Origin of the sequence: Bradyrhizobium sp. Mp27 (genome assembly GCF_029953005.1) — a bacterium.
GTDB lineage: Bacteria > Pseudomonadota > Alphaproteobacteria > Rhizobiales > Xanthobacteraceae > Bradyrhizobium > Bradyrhizobium barranii.
On record NZ_JASAUS010000032.1, the window covers coordinates 14,017 to 29,463 of the forward strand.

Consider the following 15,447-nt stretch of genomic DNA (forward strand, 5'->3'; position numbering starts at 1 on the left):
GCCGTGGTTATTGCTTGACCGCAAAAACCCACAGCGAGCCGCCGGGCGGCACCTTGGCAAGCCGCTCGTCGCCGGAGAACAGCGAATAGACGCCACCATAGCCGGAGGTGACGGCAATGTACTGCACGCCGTCCTGCTGCCAGGTCACCGGTTGCCCCTCGATGCCGGAACCGGTCTGGAACTGCCAGAGCTTCTTGCCGGTGTCGGCGTCGAAGGCCTCGAACTCGCCTGTCAGTGCGCCCGAGAACACGACGCCGCCTGCGGTCGACAGCACGCCCGAGAAGCGCGGGATGTCGCTCGGTGCTTCCCACTTTGCCTTGCCGGTCATGGGATCGATTGCCTTCAGATGACCGCGCGGGCCGTCACCCCACTCCCAGAGGTCGGTGAGGTCCATGCCGAGATACCATTCGCCCTGCTTGAAGGTGACAGGCTCGGTCTTGTACCTGCCGCCGAAGGCGAGCGTGTTGGCATAGGCGAGGCCGGTCTGCGGATTGAACGACATCGGCTCCCAGTTCTTGCCGCCGAGGATCGACGGATAGACGGTCACCTTCTTGCCGTCGCGCGCGTCCTTCGAGACGTCGGTCTCGATCGGCTTGCCGGTCTTCATGTCGATGCCGGTCGCCCAGTTCACCTTCACGTAAGGATTGGCCGCAAGCAGCTTTCCGTTGGTGCGGTCGAGCACATAGAAGAAGCCGTTGCGGTTGGCGTCCATCAGCACCTTGGTCGGCTTGCCCTCGACATTCATGTCGGCGAGGACCATCTCGGCCACCGAGTCATAGTCGAACGGATTGTTCGGCGAGAACTGGTAGTGCCACTTGATCTTGCCGGTCTTGGGATCCATCGCCAGCACGGAGCAGGTGTAGAGGTTGTCGCCGGGACGCACCGCCGAGTTGAACGGTCCGGGATTGCCGATGCCCCAATAGACCGTGTTGAGCTCGGGATCGTAGGAGCCGGTGATCCAGGTCGAGCCGCCGCCGAGCTTCCAGGTGTCGCCCTTCCAGGTGTCGCCACCGGGCTCGTCGGGCGAGGGGATCGAATGGGTACGCCAGAGGTGCTTGCCCGTCGCCGGATCCCAGCCGTCGATGAAGCCGCGGGTGCCGAACTCGGCGCCGGAGATGCCGGTGATGACGACACCGTCGGCGACCAGCGGCGCCACCGTCATCGAATAGCCTTCCTTGATGTCGGCCGCCTTCTGCCGCCACAGCTCCTTGCCGTCCTTGGCATCGAGCGCGATCACGTTGGCGTCGAGCGTGGTGCGGAAGACCTTGCCGTCATAGAGCGCGGCGCCGCGGTTGATGATGCCGCAGCAGACGATGCGCGGCGTCTCGGCGGGATACTCGACCTTGGATTTCCAGATCTGCTTGCCGGTCTTGGCGTCGACCGCCATGGTGGCGTTGTGCGAGGTCACGTAGATCACGCCCTGGTACACCAGCGGCTGCGATTCCTCGCTGCGATCGTCGTTGAAACTGTAGTTCCAGACCGGGACGAGATTCTTGACGGTGTCCTTGTTGACCTGGTTCAGCGTCGAGAAGCGCTGCAGATTGTAGCCCATCCCGTAGTTGAGAACGTTCGATGTATCGGTCGCGCCCTTGACCAGTTGCTCGGTGGTCTGTGCGCTCGCACAAGTCGATGCAAGCATGACGAGGCTCGCGGCCATCGCAAAGCGTTTCATCCGTTCCTCCCAATATGCGCGCCTTTTGACGCTGCAGGAGCAACACTCCGCCCGAACGCAAAACTCGTCAATACGAAAGTCGCAAGTGCGTCGCCGATATGTTGGATACCAGATGCCGGTCACCTGACAGAAACCTGACAACCGACTTTCACTTGTGCGCAGACGCTGAAAAAATTCCGTGGCATGAAGCAGTGCCGGCTTCGGCCGCTCTGTTCGGGCCGTCGGGTTCCGCGAGTTGTGCGGTGCGCAGGTTGCAAGTCCGGGCTTGAACCGGGGCTCGCTTGTAGACTTATGTCGTTTCGATCCCCTACGAATCGGGGGGGCTGGTCAGGAGGGTTTGATGATTTCACGTCGCTCAGTTGCGCTTGCGCTCACGATTGCAGTGCTGTCCGGTCCAGCTTGGGCTGCTTCCGGCAACGCCGTAAAGATGTTCGATACCGACAATGACGGCACGCTCGATCTCGCCGAGGTGAAGAAGGCGGCCGCCGCGCTGTTCGCAAAGCTCGATCCCGATCACGACGGCACGCTGGACGCGCGCGAATTGCGCGGACGGTTAACGGCGAAAGAACTCGCCGCCGCCGATCCCGATCGCGACGGGACTCTCACGCTCGACGAATATCTCGCGGTGGTGGAGCAGCGCTTCAACGCGGCGAATCCCGACAGGGACGGAACGCTGGATGCGAAGGAGCTGAACTCGCGCGCCGGCCGCGCGCTGCTGCGCTTGTTGCGGTGAGAGACGCGGCGCTTGACTGGGAGCGAAGGCGATTTGCCCGAGAGGGAAATTCGCGAGCATAATGCGACAGTTCGCTGTGTTTGCGCTTCGATTCCAGGCTTGCGCTGCACCTGACGCAGCCCTAGGTTTTGCCCCGCGCGATGTCGCGCTCAATACCCTTGGGAGACCCGAATGGCTTGGAAAGCTCCGAAGATCGTGGAAGTGCCGGTCGGCATGGAAATCAACATGTACGCCTGCGCTGCGCGCAAGTAAGACTGACGACCTGCCGCGGCTTCGATGGCGAACGCCGTCGAAGCCGTGGTAGTGTTCGCAATGCGCCTTGGAGCCCACACGATCTGGACGGCAATTGCGTTCGGTGTTGCGCTTGCACCGGCGTGTGTCCGTGCCGAAGAGGGCTTCGATACCGAGCACATCTTCGGCTTCATGATCGGCACCGACGTCGGCAATCCCGGCGAGCGCGAATTCCAGACCCAGACGACGGGGAGCTTCGGCAAGGGCGGCGGTACCTATCGCGCCCTCCAGCAGGAGGTCGAGATCGAAGTCGTGCCGCTGCCGAACTTCCGTGTCGAGGTCGGCGGCACCGCCACGCTGCACGACATCACCGGCGTCCCCGATATCGACGACCGCCGCCAGCTCAATTTCCAGGGCGCCTCGCTCGACCTGCGTTACCGCCTGCTCGACCGCGAGCGCGCGCCGTTCGGGTTGACCGTCGCCGCCGAATTCCATGGCGATCGCATCGACGAGACCAGCGGCGCGAAGGGACGGATGTACGGCTCCGAATTCACGCTCGCTTTCGACCGTGACCTGATTCCGAACTACGCCATCGCAGCGCTCAATCTGATCTATCAGCCGGAATGGGCGCGCTTCGAGGTGGCGGGGGTGTCCGAGAAGAGCTCGACGATCGGCGCGGCCTTTGGCGGCATGGTGCGCGTGCGCCCCAATTTTCTGCTCGGCGGGGAGATGCGCTACTTCCGCCAGTATGAGGGCATCGGCCTCGGTGAGTTCTCGGGGCAGGCGCTGTTTGTCGGTCCGACCGCCTATTTCCAGCTATCGGAGAAGTCGCGGCTCACCCTGAGCTGGATCATGCAGGCCTGGGGCCGCCCGGCCGGATCTGGCGGCAATCTCGACCTCGTCAATTTCGAGCGTCATCAGGCGCGATTGGTGTTCGGGGTAAACTTCTAGGTGTTTGTTCCGCCTCTGCCCGCGCGCGGGGAGAGGGAGCATCCCGTCCGTTTGAAACTTCCCGCTCCTCGGAACGTAATCTTTCGTGCTAATCTCCATCGTCCCCTTGCGACAGGATGCCGGCATGAACCCGATTGACCTGGTGGTGACTGTGTGTGCGGTGCTCTCGCCTGCGACCTGCGAGGAGCAGCATCTGGTGTTCAACTTTGCGGGGTCGCCCAGGCAATGCGTAATGGCTGCGCCGCCCTATATCGCACAATGGGTCGGCGACCATCCGAAGTGGCAGGCGGTGCGGTGGCGCTGCGAATATCCGCACCCGAACGACAAGGCGTAAGCCGCCTTCGTTATTTCGTGCAGTCCTTCAGGTCCTTGTCGGCGATCGAGAACACCGCGTCCGCCTTGATCTCGATGTCGCGGACGACGCACTGCCGCGCATTGGGATAGCTGACCCTGGCGTCGTAGCGGCCGGGTTCGACACCGGTGATGCGCAGCCGCTCGTCGTGGTCGACCTCCTTGTCCTTGTCGTTCAGGCACTGGTTCGGCCCCCACTCGGTCTTGCCGGCGGGCGAGAGCTGGAAGCCGGAGATCGTCTCCGTCGTCAAATTCCAGAGCCGGATGCCCTTGCCCTTGCTTTGGGCGGCGGCTTCGCCGGCCAACGTCAACAACGCGATCAAAGCCAGAAACCAACGCATCAGCCGATCCTCCCAAAGGCGCGCCGTTATTCCCTGATCAGGCGCTCGCGGTTCTTTGCCTTGTCGAAATTCCTGGCGCGGTCAAGGCCGATCGGCGCGATCAGCTTGGCCGAGGCAAGATCAGCGCCCTCGAAATCGGCGTCAGTGACGGTGGCTCCGGTCAGGTCGGCGCCGCCGAGCTGAGCATTTTTGAGCGATGCGCCGGTCAGGTCGGCTCCCTTGAGGGAGGCAAATTCGAGATCGACGCGCGACAGGTCGGCATTGCGCGCGTTCAACCCTTCCAGATTGGCGGACCGCAGCACGGCGCGCATCAGCCCCATCGACTGGTTGCGCATGTCGGCGCCAAGATGCGCGTCCGCAATCGAGGCGCCGAGCAGGCTTGCGCCGGTGAGGTCGGCCGCGATGCGAGCACCGGTCAGGTCCGCGCCGTCCAGACGCGCGCGCGCCATCTGCGAGGCGAACAGATTGGCGCCCCTCAGGCTCGCGCCCGCGAGATCAGCGTCCAGCAGCCACGCCTGATCGAGGATCGCCTGATCAAGACGGGCGCCGGCAAGTTTTGTCTTGTTGAGTCGTGCCGCACGGAGAATCGCCGTGGAAAGGTCGAGACCCGAGAGATCGAGCCCCGACAACCGCTTGCCGGTGAAATCGGCCGGCGCCCCGGCGCTGGCTTTGGCCAGGATGGCCTCGACCTCCTGACGGCTCATTTCCGCGGAGACCATCGCGGGAGACGTGAGGTCGACGTCACGCATCATGTCCTGCGCGCTCGCCATGGTCGCGACGAGAGCGAGGCCAAGCGTCATGAGGGCGACCATTCGCGTCATCATCAGGCTCCGCTACGGGCCCTGTTTAGCACGCGCCTTGCGTCGCTGCCTATGAGGCATCACGCCCGGCGTGTTCGCCGCCATGTTCGCCTTGGATTCTCGCCACGAGGTCCGCCCTGATCGCGGCGATCTCTGCGTCGCCGCGTGCGCCACGCGGGATGCTGATGGGCACTTCTGCCAGAATTCGCGCCGGCTGCGGCGACAGGAAGAACAAGTGGTCGCCGAGGCGGACCGCATCGTCGAGGCTGTGGGTGACGAGCAGCGTCATCATGGGGCGGCTTGCGACCAGCGTCGCGATCTCGTCGCGCAGGCGGCCGGCGAGTGCGTCGTCGAGCGAGGCGAGGGGCTCGTCGAGCACGAGCAGATCGGGCTCGACTGCGAAGGCGCGGGCCAGCGCGACGCGCCGGGCAAGACCCAGCGACAATTCGCCGGGAAAGTGGCTGCGATGCGCTTCCAGCTCCAGGATCCTGAACAGCTCCGACAGCTTCGCCTCGGAGATATCAGGGGCCGCAAGCCGCACATTCTGCTCGACCGAGCGCCACGGCAGCAGCCGCGGCTCCTGGAACACCATCCCGATCCGCGCTTCCGGTGGACGCGCGATGGTCCCGCGGAAATCGCGGTCGAGCCCGAGGATGATGCGCAGCATCGTGCTCTTGCCGCAGCCGGAGGGGCCGATCAAAACGCCGACCTCACCGGATTGAAGCGCGAAGCTGACCGGGGCCAGCACCTCGTGCGTTTCGCCCGCGGCACTCTTGAATGTCTTTCCGGAGATATCGACTTCAAGCCGCACGGGGCCGCCACCGTGTTGCGCGGGCTTCGAACGGCTGCACCAGCAAGGTTTCGATGACGAGCACGACGGCCGCGAAGGTGAGCGAATAGGCCAGCAGCCGCGGCGTGTCGAACAGCTGGAAGGCGACGCCGATCTCGAAGCCGACGCCGTTCGGCCGTCCCAGCAGCTCGGCCACCAGCACGATCTTCCATACCAGCGACAATCCGGACCGGGCCGAGGCTGCGATGTAGGGCGCAAGCTGCGGCAGCACGACGTGGCGGAACGCGCGCCAGCGCGGCATCGCGAACACGGTGGCCATCTCGTCGAGCGAACGGTCGAGCGCGCGGGTGCCCTCGCGCAAGGTGACGATGGCGGTCGGCAGCTTGTTGATGGCGATCGCCGCGATCGCGGCCGCTTCGGTCAGGCCGGCCCAGATATAGGCGAGCACGATCACGACCAGCGCCGGCAGGTTCAGGAGCAGGATCAGCCAGGGATCGCCGAGCCGGTCGGCGAGCTTCACCCGTCCCATCAAATAGCCGATGGCGCTGCCGAGCGACATCGCCAGCACGAAGGCGAGCGCGACGCGAGCCAGCGTGGCGCCGAGATGCAGGAACAGGGCGCCGCTCGATGCTTCCGCGATGATGACGTTGAGCACGGCAGGCGGGGAGGGCAGCTTTACGCCGCCGACGAACAGCGCCGCGATCCACCAGGTCGCGAGGAACAGGGAAAACGAGAGAAGACGCAGCACCTCAGTCTCCGGGGACCGCGTGATAGAAGGTGCCGGGATCGAGCTCGGCCGCCGGCCCGACCAGGTCGCGTCCGCCGATCTCGGCGAGCACGCGATAGAGCACGCGCGCATCCGCCTCCTCGTCCACGATGCTCCGGCGCGGAATGCCGTCGCGATAGCGGTCGCGGTAGGTCTTGAGGATGGCCGGATCGCTCGCGCCGGTGAGCGGCGCGATCTTGTCCCAGGCGGCGTCCGAGGTGATCAGCAGCTGCTTGGCCTTGCGGGTCATCGCAATGAAACGCGCCACCGCATCGCGGTGGCTTGCGGCCCAGCTCTCGTCGAAGACGTAACCGACCGCGGATACCGCGCCTTTGGCCCCCAGCTTCGGCAAAATGTCCTCGATGCCGGCGAGGCGGCGAAAGCCCTTGGCCTCGAGCTGCGCACAGAAATTCCAGAAGTTGAGGCTCGCATCCATCTCGCCATCGAGCGCCTTGGCGGCGATCAAGGGCGGCGCGCCATAGACGATGCTCGCGTCCGACTTCAGGTCGATGCCGTCCTGCTTCATCCGCGCCTGCAGCAGCAGCCAGCTCTTGTCGATCGCGCCGCCGCCGACGCCGAGCTTCCGTCCCTTCAGGTCGGCGAGCGTCTTGAGCGGCGACGAGGCCGGCACCATCACCGCGCCGAGCGCGCTGGAATAGGGATAGAAGGTGAGCTTGGCGCCGAGCACGCGCTCGCGCGACACCCACAGCCAGTCCGACAGGATGATGTCGGCACTCCCGGCGCGTAGCGCGATCTTGCCGGCCTCGGGGCTCGCGAGTTCGGCGACGTCGAGCGACAGATCGGCTTCCTTGTCGAGCCCGCCGGCGCGGATCGCGGCCAGCTCCCAGGAGAATGTTCCAGTCTTCTGCACTGCAAGGCGGATCGTATCTGCGGCGAGGCCGGGGGCGGCGAGCGACAGCGCCAGCGTCATCGCGAGCGCCAATGTTCGCCTAGGCGCTCTCAAACCAAGTGCTCTCATCACCTTGTGAGCCGTTTCCTCGAAGGGAGTGCTTTTCATGACAATACGCATAGCATAGCTTTCGTCGCAACCAGCGGGAGGACGCGCATGAATCTGGCGGGACAGCTACGACCGATTGTCGCCGCATTGGCGGTGTGGGCTGCGACCGTCTACGCCGTGCGTGCCGAGGAGGCCAACGATTATCCGACCTCGGCGCGTGCCGAATACGTCTATGGCTGCATGAAGGCCAATGGCGAGAGCCGGCAGTCGATCGAGCAATGTTCCTGCTCGATCGACGTGGTGGCCTCGATCGTGTCCTATGACCGTTACGTCACCGCCGAGACGGCGCTGAGCATGTCCCAGGTGCGCGGCAATCTCGGCGTCCAGTTTCGTACGTCCGAGCAGGCGAACTCAGCAGTGAACGATCTCAGGCGCGCGCAGGCGGAAGCCGAGGTGAGGTGTTTCTGACGGCTAGCTCCACGCCAACCGTAGTCGTCATGCCCGTGCTTGTCCCGGGCATCCACGTTCTTAGGATAGGCGCGAAGTCCGTGGACGGCCGGGACATAGGCGAGCGAAGCGACGCCGTCCTTCGGACGGCTATGCCCGGCCATGACGATCGAGGGCCTCACGTCCCCGGCTTCTCCACATCCCATTCATTGCGGAACACGTGCCCATCCGTGTCCTTCGCCTCCGCGCGGAAGCGCTTGGCACCGTTGGAGACGTAGGTGAAGCGCAGATTGGGATCTTCCGAGATCGAGATGCCGCCCTCCATCGACAGCACGGGACTGTCGTCCTGCGTCAGCCTCAGTTGGTTGACGAAAAAGGCGGGGATGTAGAGCTGCGTGACCTGGTCCATTTGCAGGCCGGAATTGTTGGGATGGCCGATCATGATCTGCGCCTCGCGGACGTGGCTCGCCGGTGCCTCCTCGCGCGCGAATTGCCGGTAGCGCATCTGGCCGAGCCGGTTCCTGGCTTCCTCGATGTTCTTTCCTGCCGGCGCCGAGCAGCCGCCTGAGGCCTTCACATAGGTCTTGGCGACGTAGAGCTGGCCGTCGCTGAGTTCGGCGACCGCGTGGACGTCGGTATAGTTGTTGACGCGCACGCGCGTGGAGATCTCGGTGACGTTGGCATCTGCGCCGAGCTCGAACTTCGCCGCCATTGGCGCGGGGTTGCGGTCGATCACCAGCGTGATCGAACGGATACGGCGGCTATCCGCGGGCGACAGTTTGCTGCGCAGGGTCACCGGCACGATCGCCGCGTCCTCGGCGCGATAGGGCATCTCGATGCCGATGACGTCGTTGCCGTCGTTGATCGGACGGTTGCTGAAGATGTCCTGCACCAGGCCCGGCCAGGGATCGTAAGCCTCCTCGGCGCTCGCCGGCACAGCGAAGGCGATGCCGACCAATGCGGCGATCAGGGGCAGGCGGCGGCGTGTGCATCCCGTCATGGTCGTGGTTCCGTGCGGACGAAGCAGTTTTCTCTGGGGCGGCGCAGCCGATCCCCGTCCAGCGTAGCGCGTCCACTACTCCCATTCAATTTCCGAAAATGCTGCGGTTGCGTTGCGAGCATTGTAGTCGTCGAACAATTGCCACTGCGGCCGTTCCGATGCTGCCGCCTTGTCGGCGGCAGTCCGGATTGGCTCGCCCTTCTTGTTCGACGCCCGGACGTCCGCCAGCAGCGTCATGAGATAACGCCGCTCGTCGCCGAGCGCGGCAGGCCAGTCGCTCACAGGCCCGTGACCGGGCACCACGCGCTGCGCCGGAATCTTGTCGAGTTCCCCGAGGATGCCGAGCCAGCCGCGGATGCTGCCGTCCATCACCGGGATATGGCGGAGGAAGACGAGGTCGCCCGCAAACAGCGTTCTGCTTGCCTCGTCGAACACGGTCAGATCGTTGTCGCTGTGCCCGGCCGGCCAAGCCCGCAAGGTGAGGCGGCGCGCCCCGAGATCGAGCGTGAGGGTATCAACGACGAGCAGGGTGGGCGGCACGATCTTCACGGGATCGATCAGTTCGCTACCCATGAGGCGTCTAAAATTGTCGAGATAATACGGCCCGCGCGTCGCCAGCGCCTGCCGCAGCTTGCTGTGGCCGACGAAGCTGGTTCCCTCAGCGGCAAAGGCCGCATTGCCGAAGACATGGTCGGGATGGCCGTGGGTGTTGATGACGTAGCGGATCGGCTTGGATGTACGAGCCCGCACCGCCGCCAGCAGCGCCTCGCCCTCGCGGAGGCTGCCGCCGGTGTCGATCACGGCCACCGCGTCCTCGCCGACGATGAAGCCGACATTGGCGATGTCGCCTTCGTTCTCGCGGGTCATCAGCGCAATGGCCCCGGAGTGTACGAAGATTCCCGGCGCGACTTCGCTTACAGGCAATTCGGCCGCTTCAGTGCGTGCTAGCGTCGCTATCCCCAGCAGGGACAAGGCTGCGATCACGAGAGCGATGCGAGACACTTTTCCGCCTCAGTTCAAAGGGTTGCGCGCTTTGCACTGCAACAAAGCAAAGCCAGCACAAAGTTTGGCAAAACATGGCGCGTCATGCGTTGCATGGCTAGCATTCAAACAAACCGAGGAGGAAGCGCGATGAGGGAGGCCGGACGACATCGTCGCTGGTTGTTTTCACTGTGGGTCCTGGTGGCGTCCTGCGCGTTCGGCGACGTCGCCATTGCGCAGACCAGCGAGACCGGCGACCTCTCGTTCGAGCTGGTCGATCCAAAAGTGCTGCGCGTCTGTGCCGACCCGCGCAATCTGCCGTTCTCGAACGAGAAGGGAGAGGGGTTCGAGAACAAGCTCGCCGAGCTGCTCGCGGACAAGCTCCAGAAGAAGCTCGACTTCGTCTTCTTCCCGCAGGCCACCGGCTTCGTGCGCATGACGCTGGGCGCGCATCGCTGCGACGTCATCATGGGATTCCCGCAAGGTGACGACCTCGTGCAGGGCACCAATCCCTATTACCGCACGACCTATGCGCTGGTCGCCAAGACCGGCAGCGGGCTCGAGGACGTCGATACGCTCGAAGACGCGCGCCTGAAGGGCAAGCATGTCGGCATCGTCGCCGGCACGCCGCCGGCGACCAACATGGCGCTGGCCGGTCTGATGGGCGATGCGAAGCCCTATCCGCTGATGATCGACACGCGCTTCGACAATTCGGCGCAGGCCATGATCGACGACCTCGCCGCCGGCAAGATCGACGCCGGCGTGCTGTGGGGGCCGATGGCCGGGTTCTACGCCAAGAAGGCCGGATCGCTGCACGTCACGCCGCTGGTGAAGGAAACCACCGGGCCGAAGCTGGTCTATCGCATCGGCATGGGTGTGCGTCCCGCCGACCAGAACTGGAAGCGGCAGCTCAACAAGGTGATCCAGGAGAACCAGGGCGAGATCAACAAGATCCTGCTCGACTTCGGCGTACCGCTGCTCGACGAGAGCGACCGGCCGCTCGGTGCGGAGACGGCCAAGAAGACGCCATGAGGCGGCGCGTTGCCGCTGCGCTGCTCGCCGCCATTCTGGTGGCGCCGGCGTTGGCGGAGCAGCAGGAGCCGTTCGAGCCCGAGGGATATCGCGCCGACAATTACCGCGCGCCGGTGCCGGCGACGCTCACTGGCGCGCGCGTGCTGACGACTGCGGAGGCCGAAGCGATCTGGCGTGCGAAGAGCGGCGCATTCATCGACGTGCTGCCACGCGCGCCGAAGCCGAAGAACCTTCCCGAAGGCACCGTCTGGCGCGATATGCCGCGGAAAAACATCCCGGGCAGCATCTGGCTGCCGGACACCGGCTACGGCGTGCTGCCGCCCGCCATGGACGATTATTTCCAGCGCGGCCTCGCCCACGCCGCGCGCGGCGACAAGGCTGCACTGCTCGTGATCTATTGCCTGGCCGATTGCTGGATGTCCTGGAACGCCGCCAAGCGCGCCTTGGCTTACGGTTATGCCAACGTCGCCTGGTACCCCGACGGCACCGACGGCTGGGAGCGCGCAAAGCTTCCGCTGGACGATGCGCAACCCGAGCCGCGGCCGGAGCAGTAGTTCTCTCCTCGTCATTGCGAGCGTAGCGAAGCAATCCAGAGTCCCTCCGTGGAAAGATTCTGGATTGCTTCGCTGCGCTCGCAATGACGGTGTAGGCCGAGCGTCCGCGCACATCGACTAGACGCCTCGCGGAAGCTCCCTTTCGCCGAGAGCGAGGCGGAAGCAAAGTCTACTGCTTCTGCAGCTTCGTCAGCGTGCCCGTACCGTTGTTGTCGGTCGCCGAGTACGTCACCCTGTCGCCGGCATGGACGGCATCCAGCATCGCGGCGTCCTTGGCCTTGTACTCCTGAAGCGCGCCGGCGCCGCCTGCGCTGCCGCCGACCGTGCCCTTCTGTGTCTGCTGGATCGAGATCGTGCTGTTGAGCCGGTCGATTCTGGTGACCATCCCGGTCATGTCGTCAGCAAAAGCGGGGGACGCAAGCGTGCTGATGGCTGCAGCGCATGCGAAGATGAATTTTGTTGTTCCCATCGAGGCCTCCCGACGTCTTGGAGTTCACGTCGACAAGCCATCCTAGAGCGATTTGGTTCCGGCTGATAGCGCGGCAAAGGGTAACGATGGCGCTGATATCGCGGGAACTTTCCGAATGTCGTCGTCAGCGAGGCTGACGCTATTCCATTTCCTGCTGGATCACGCGTCCGAGAGCGAACAGGCGTTGGTCGATCGTGGTCGGAACTTCGCAAACGAACCGCACCACTTTATGTCGGTCCTCGAAGATGCGGGTCTTCCAGATCAGATCGTTGCTGAGCGCCTCGACCTTGGCCTCGTCGCGCGGCGTTGCGCTCTGGAGCGCCTGCAGGGCCAGGGTCTCCTCGCGAATCTTGTCGGCGGCCTCGCGCTGCTTGCGGCTGACGCGTTCGAGCCCGCTCATGACCTGGGAGCGCTGCGCATTGAGCGTGTCGAACAGGCCGGCAAACAGGAGTTTTGCGTTCGCGGTCTTGTCAGCGGCGGAGCCCGCCAGAAATTCCTTGACCGACTTCTCCGCCTCGTCGAGCGGCGTCTTGCGCGCCGACAGCTTTGAGACCAGCGCGCTGATCTTGGCGTCATCCTTCCACTTGGTCTCGGCGTCGTCGAGCGCCGGACCGGCCCACACGGCGGCGAGAGAAATCACCGGCACTTTTGCCTGCGTGCAGGGCCAGTCGGGATAGCGCGGATCGGCCGCGCGTGCGGCCGTGGCCGCAACAGCGAGCGCCACAGCGGCCACGATCACGATCCCTGATCTCATCATTCGCCTCCCGCAGGGCCCCGTCGCGCCAGCCCGCGCGAGGGATCATAGGCCAGAATCGCGCCGATCATGAAGACGATTGTGCAGGCCGCCACCACCGCCAGCGAGATCCAGTTGATTTGCCCGTAGAATGCAAAGCGTATCAGTTCGACCGCATGGGTGAACGGGTTGGCCTGGCAGAGATAGTAGAGATAGGGGCTCCCCTCCTGCACGCGCCAGAGCGGGTAGAGCGCGGAGGAGGCGAAGAACATCGGAAAGATCACAAAGTTCATCACGCCGGCGAAGCTTTCAAGCTGCTTGATGCCCGAAGAGATCAGCATGCCGAGCGAGCCCAGCATCAGTCCGGACAGGATCAGCGCCGGCAGCACGGTGAGATAGCCGATCGCGGGAGGGGTGATGTCCCACAACCAGGCGATCAGCAGGAACGCATAGACCTGGAGCAGCGATACCGCGGTGCCAGCGAGCAGCTTGCAGAACAGGAGGAACCCGCGCGGCAGCGGGCTCACCAGCAGCGTCCGCATATTGCCCATCTCGCGGTCATAGACCATCGAGAGCGAGGACTGCATGCCGTTGAAGAGCTGGATCATCGCCATCAGCCCGGGCGCGATATAGACCTCGTAGAGGATGTAGGTTTCGTAAGGCGGGATGATGGAAATGCCGAGCACCTGGCGGAAGCCGGCAGCGAAGATGAACAGCCATACCAGCGGGCGCACCAGCGCGGAGACGAAGCGCTCGCGCTGATGCAGGAAGCGCAGGCCCTCGCGCCAGACGATGCCGGTGAGGCAGGTCATGTATTCCGCGGCCGAGAAACCGCGCGGTGTATCCCGCGTCGTGATGCTGCTCATGCGCCGCCCCCCGGCATCGTCTGGGCACCGGTCAGGCGCATGAAGGCGGTGTTGACGTCCTGCGCGCCGGCATCGGTGATGACGCGGCTCATCGGCCCCTGCGCCAGCACCTTGCCCTGGTGCAGCACCACGAGGTCGTCACCGGCCATGATCTCGTCGAACAGATGCGTGGCCCAGAGCACGCCGATGCCTTGCTCGGTGACGAGCTGGCGGACATGGCTGATGATGTCGGCGCGCGCCTTGACGTCGAGGCCGACGGTCGGCTCGTCGAGCAACAGCAGCCGCGGCCGGTGCAGCAGGGCGCGGGCGATCTCCAGCCGCCGCATCTGGCCGCCGGAGAGATCGCGCACCTTGCTGTCGGCGCGCTCTTCCAGCCCGATACGGCCGAGCAGCTCGCGGCTGCGCGCGGCCGCCTCGCGCCGGCTGATGCCGTGCAGCGCGGCGTGATAGAGCAGGTTCTGCGTCAGCGACAGGTCGAGATCGAGCGTACGCGGCTGGAACACGACGCCGAGCAGCCGCAGCGCCTCGCCGGGACTCGTGCTGATGTCGTGGCCGAAAATGCCGACGCGGCCGCTCTGGATGCCGAACAGGCGCGTGATCAGCGAGAACAGCGTGCTCTTGCCCGCGCCGTTGAGCCCGAGCAGCGCCGTGAAGCTCGCCGGCTGCACATTGAAGGAGACGTCCATCAACGCCCGGCGCGGCCCATAGGAATGGCTGACGCCGTCGATCGACAGCGCCGGCACCGCGGCCGCTTCCAGCCTCGGCATCTCCTGTGGCTCGGCGATGGGAGCAGGGCTGGTCATGGCGCGATCGTAATGCCCCAGGGCAGTTCGCCTACCTGAATGGTCTTGATCACCTTTTGCGCGGCGACGTCGATGACCGAGACGTCGTTCGACACGCCGTTGGTGGTGAGCAGGTATTTCTCGTCCGGCGTGAACGCCATGTGCCAGACCCGCTGTCCCACCAGCAGGTATTTCGTCACCTTGCGCGAGGCGACGTCGACCACGGCGACGCGGTTGGCCGGGCCGAGCGCGACGAAAGCGGTCTTGTCGTCTTTGGTCATGCCGATGCCGACCGGCTGGATCGCCTCTTTCCGCAATCCCGGAATCTCGAACGTGACCTTGCCGGTCACCTCGTGCTTTTTGGGATCGATGATCGAGACCGTGCCGCCGATCTCCGAGGACACCCAAACTTCCGAACTGTCGTGCTTGAACTCGGCAAAGCGCGGCCGCGCGTCGACCAGCACGTTGGCGACGATCTGGCGCGACGAGGTGTCGATGAAATGCGCCATGTTGGTCGTCTCGGACGTGTTGATCAGCGTCTTGCCGTCGGGGCTGATCGTCATGCCCTCGGGCTCGACGCCGACCTGGATGTCGCCGAGCCGGGCGCGCTTCTCCAGATCGATCACGGTCACCGTGTTGTCGTTCTCGTTGGCGACATAAAGGATTTTTCCGGCGGCATCCTGCGCGAACAATTCCGGGTCGGGCCCGGAGGGCAGGCTGTCCACCACGGCCTGGGTCTTGGCATCGATCACCTGGATGGTGTCGTCGTCGCCGACCGCGACCATCACGAACTTGCCGTCGCGCGTGAAATCGATGCCGCGCGGGCGCTGGCCGACCTTGATGGTCTTGGTCACGGTCCAGCTGTCGGTGTCGATCACCGAGACCGTGTTGCTCTTCTCGTTCGAGACATAGGCAATGAACGCATGCGCGGGCGCGGCCGCAAGCGCCAGTCCGGACAGCAACCCCACACGCCACATGCGCAACATTCGC

General features: G+C 64.7%; 20 protein-coding genes. 7 read left to right on the forward strand and 13 right to left on the reverse strand.

All coding sequences use genetic code 11. The annotated features are described in order from the left end of the window. Positions 1-7 precede the first annotated feature (7 nt). Entirely contained in the window at positions 8-1,672 is a 1,665-nt protein-coding gene (locus QJT78_RS18245) for a methanol/ethanol family PQQ-dependent dehydrogenase (RefSeq protein ID WP_038952740.1), read from the reverse strand. 340 nt (positions 1,673-2,012) lie between these two features. Between QJT78_RS18245 and QJT78_RS18250 the strand changes: the two genes are divergently transcribed. From QJT78_RS18250 to QJT78_RS18265, 4 genes are all read left to right on the forward strand, one after another. Further along, positions 2,013-2,405, forward strand: coding sequence for an EF-hand domain-containing protein (locus QJT78_RS18250; RefSeq protein WP_028151284.1), 393 nt, complete (start codon positions 2,013-2,015; stop codon positions 2,403-2,405). Between the two features lie 171 nt (positions 2,406-2,576). Next, positions 2,577-2,657, forward strand: coding sequence for a pyrroloquinoline quinone precursor peptide PqqA (pqqA, locus tag QJT78_RS18255; protein WP_012029362.1), 81 nt, complete (start codon positions 2,577-2,579; stop codon positions 2,655-2,657). 24 nt (positions 2,658-2,681) lie between these two features. After that, positions 2,682-3,587, forward strand: a complete 906-nt coding sequence (locus tag QJT78_RS18260) for a hypothetical protein (protein WP_038944072.1) — start codon at positions 2,682-2,684, stop codon at positions 3,585-3,587. A gap of 124 nt (positions 3,588-3,711) precedes the next feature. Then, positions 3,712-3,921: a hypothetical protein gene (locus tag QJT78_RS18265; protein WP_014493627.1), complete on the forward strand. Its 210-nt coding sequence runs from the start codon at positions 3,712-3,714 to the stop codon at positions 3,919-3,921. 10 nt (positions 3,922-3,931) lie between these two features. Here the strand turns inward: QJT78_RS18265 and QJT78_RS18270 are convergent, their stop codons facing one another. The 5 genes from QJT78_RS18270 to QJT78_RS18290 are packed head-to-tail and all read right to left on the reverse strand — an operon-like array spanning position 3,932 to position 7,566. After that, positions 3,932-4,279 (reverse strand): hypothetical protein, encoded by a 348-nt coding sequence (locus QJT78_RS18270; RefSeq protein WP_014493628.1) that lies wholly within the window; start codon positions 4,277-4,279, stop codon positions 3,932-3,934. Positions 4,280-4,305: 26 nt separating this feature from the next. Next, complete coding sequence (locus tag QJT78_RS18275; protein WP_240537665.1) at positions 4,306-5,091, reverse strand: pentapeptide repeat-containing protein; 786 nt, start codon at positions 5,089-5,091, stop codon at positions 4,306-4,308. Between the two features lie 58 nt (positions 5,092-5,149). Then, positions 5,150-5,890, reverse strand: coding sequence for an ABC transporter ATP-binding protein (locus QJT78_RS18280; protein WP_028151288.1), 741 nt, complete (start codon positions 5,888-5,890; stop codon positions 5,150-5,152). Next, positions 5,880-6,617 (reverse strand): ABC transporter permease subunit, encoded by a 738-nt coding sequence (locus QJT78_RS18285; RefSeq protein WP_028151289.1) that lies wholly within the window; start codon positions 6,615-6,617, stop codon positions 5,880-5,882. The genes QJT78_RS18280 and QJT78_RS18285 overlap by 11 nt, the downstream gene beginning before the upstream one ends. Before the next feature lies 1 nt (position 6,618). Further along, on the reverse strand, positions 6,619-7,566 hold the full coding sequence (locus QJT78_RS18290) for an ABC transporter substrate-binding protein (protein WP_028151290.1): 948 nt from the start codon (positions 7,564-7,566) through the stop codon (positions 6,619-6,621). 135 nt (positions 7,567-7,701) lie between these two features. On the opposite strand from QJT78_RS18290, the gene QJT78_RS18295 reads away from it, so the two are divergent. Then, positions 7,702-8,061, forward strand: a complete 360-nt coding sequence (locus tag QJT78_RS18295) for a hypothetical protein (protein ID WP_028151291.1) — start codon at positions 7,702-7,704, stop codon at positions 8,059-8,061. 157 nt (positions 8,062-8,218) lie between these two features. Here the strand turns inward: QJT78_RS18295 and QJT78_RS18300 are convergent, their stop codons facing one another. Then, positions 8,219-9,040: a quinoprotein dehydrogenase-associated SoxYZ-like carrier gene (locus QJT78_RS18300; RefSeq protein WP_028151292.1), complete on the reverse strand. Its 822-nt coding sequence runs from the start codon at positions 9,038-9,040 to the stop codon at positions 8,219-8,221. 75 nt (positions 9,041-9,115) lie between these two features. Continuing rightward, positions 9,116-10,042 carry a quinoprotein relay system zinc metallohydrolase 2 gene (locus QJT78_RS18305; RefSeq protein WP_028151293.1) on the reverse strand — a complete coding sequence of 309 codons (927 nt, stop codon included), beginning with the start codon at positions 10,040-10,042 and terminating at the stop codon, positions 9,116-9,118. Between the two features lie 129 nt (positions 10,043-10,171). Between QJT78_RS18305 and QJT78_RS18310 the strand changes: the two genes are divergently transcribed. Together QJT78_RS18310 and QJT78_RS18315 are read left to right on the forward strand one after the other, a co-directional pair. Further along, positions 10,172-11,053: a substrate-binding domain-containing protein gene (locus QJT78_RS18310; protein ID WP_028151294.1), complete on the forward strand. Its 882-nt coding sequence runs from the start codon at positions 10,172-10,174 to the stop codon at positions 11,051-11,053. Further along, positions 11,050-11,607, forward strand: a complete 558-nt coding sequence (locus QJT78_RS18315) for a PQQ-dependent catabolism-associated CXXCW motif protein (protein WP_028151295.1) — start codon at positions 11,050-11,052, stop codon at positions 11,605-11,607. Before QJT78_RS18310 ends, QJT78_RS18315 begins: the two co-directional genes overlap by 4 nt. A gap of 169 nt (positions 11,608-11,776) precedes the next feature. On the opposite strand, the gene QJT78_RS18320 is transcribed toward QJT78_RS18315, so the two are convergent. From QJT78_RS18320 to QJT78_RS18340, 5 genes are all read right to left on the reverse strand, one after another. Continuing rightward, the gene (locus QJT78_RS18320; protein WP_028151296.1) at positions 11,777-12,076 is read right to left on the reverse strand and encodes a copper-binding protein; all 300 of its coding nucleotides are present in this window, start codon (positions 12,074-12,076) and stop codon (positions 11,777-11,779) included. A gap of 139 nt (positions 12,077-12,215) precedes the next feature. Then, positions 12,216-12,830 carry a hypothetical protein gene (locus QJT78_RS18325; protein WP_028151297.1) on the reverse strand — a complete coding sequence of 205 codons (615 nt, stop codon included), beginning with the start codon at positions 12,828-12,830 and terminating at the stop codon, positions 12,216-12,218. Further along, the gene (locus tag QJT78_RS18330; protein WP_038944074.1) at positions 12,830-13,675 is read right to left on the reverse strand and encodes an ABC transporter permease; all 846 of its coding nucleotides are present in this window, start codon (positions 13,673-13,675) and stop codon (positions 12,830-12,832) included. Before QJT78_RS18330 ends, QJT78_RS18325 begins: the two co-directional genes overlap by 1 nt. Further along, positions 13,672-14,478, reverse strand: coding sequence for an ABC transporter ATP-binding protein (locus tag QJT78_RS18335; RefSeq protein WP_028151299.1), 807 nt, complete (start codon positions 14,476-14,478; stop codon positions 13,672-13,674). Before QJT78_RS18335 ends, QJT78_RS18330 begins: the two co-directional genes overlap by 4 nt. Beyond that, on the reverse strand, positions 14,475-15,443 hold the full coding sequence (locus tag QJT78_RS18340) for a YVTN family beta-propeller repeat protein (RefSeq protein ID WP_028151300.1): 969 nt from the start codon (positions 15,441-15,443) through the stop codon (positions 14,475-14,477). Before QJT78_RS18340 ends, QJT78_RS18335 begins: the two co-directional genes overlap by 4 nt. Positions 15,444-15,447: the final 4 nt, after the last annotated feature.

Bases quoted from the DNA above. Each gene is read 5' to 3' on its own strand.
- QJT78_RS18245 (WP_038952740.1), bottom strand. From the start codon at position 1,672: ATGAAACGCTTTGCGATGGCCGCGAGCCTCGTCATGCTTGCATCGACT.
- QJT78_RS18250 (WP_028151284.1), top strand. From the start codon at position 2,013: ATGATTTCACGTCGCTCAGTTGCGCTTGCGCTCACGATTGCAGTGCTG.
- pqqA (WP_012029362.1), top strand. From the start codon at position 2,577: ATGGCTTGGAAAGCTCCGAAGATCGTGGAAGTGCCGGTCGGCATGGAA.
- QJT78_RS18260 (WP_038944072.1), top strand. From the start codon at position 2,682: ATGGCGAACGCCGTCGAAGCCGTGGTAGTGTTCGCAATGCGCCTTGGA.
- QJT78_RS18265 (WP_014493627.1), top strand. From the start codon at position 3,712: ATGAACCCGATTGACCTGGTGGTGACTGTGTGTGCGGTGCTCTCGCCT.
- QJT78_RS18270 (WP_014493628.1), bottom strand. From the start codon at position 4,279: ATGCGTTGGTTTCTGGCTTTGATCGCGTTGTTGACGTTGGCCGGCGAA.
- QJT78_RS18275 (WP_240537665.1), bottom strand. From the start codon at position 5,091: ATGGTCGCCCTCATGACGCTTGGCCTCGCTCTCGTCGCGACCATGGCG.
- QJT78_RS18290 (WP_028151290.1), bottom strand. From the start codon at position 7,566: ATGACGCTGGCGCTGTCGCTCGCCGCCCCCGGCCTCGCCGCAGATACG.
- QJT78_RS18295 (WP_028151291.1), top strand. From the start codon at position 7,702: ATGAATCTGGCGGGACAGCTACGACCGATTGTCGCCGCATTGGCGGTG.
- QJT78_RS18300 (WP_028151292.1), bottom strand. From the start codon at position 9,040: ATGACGGGATGCACACGCCGCCGCCTGCCCCTGATCGCCGCATTGGTC.
- QJT78_RS18310 (WP_028151294.1), top strand. From the start codon at position 10,172: ATGAGGGAGGCCGGACGACATCGTCGCTGGTTGTTTTCACTGTGGGTC.
- QJT78_RS18315 (WP_028151295.1), top strand. From the start codon at position 11,050: ATGAGGCGGCGCGTTGCCGCTGCGCTGCTCGCCGCCATTCTGGTGGCG.
- QJT78_RS18320 (WP_028151296.1), bottom strand. From the start codon at position 12,076: ATGGGAACAACAAAATTCATCTTCGCATGCGCTGCAGCCATCAGCACG.
- QJT78_RS18325 (WP_028151297.1), bottom strand. From the start codon at position 12,830: ATGAGATCAGGGATCGTGATCGTGGCCGCTGTGGCGCTCGCTGTTGCG.
- QJT78_RS18330 (WP_038944074.1), bottom strand. From the start codon at position 13,675: ATGAGCAGCATCACGACGCGGGATACACCGCGCGGTTTCTCGGCCGCG.
- QJT78_RS18335 (WP_028151299.1), bottom strand. From the start codon at position 14,478: ATGACCAGCCCTGCTCCCATCGCCGAGCCACAGGAGATGCCGAGGCTG.
- QJT78_RS18340 (WP_028151300.1), bottom strand. From the start codon at position 15,443: ATGTTGCGCATGTGGCGTGTGGGGTTGCTGTCCGGACTGGCGCTTGCG.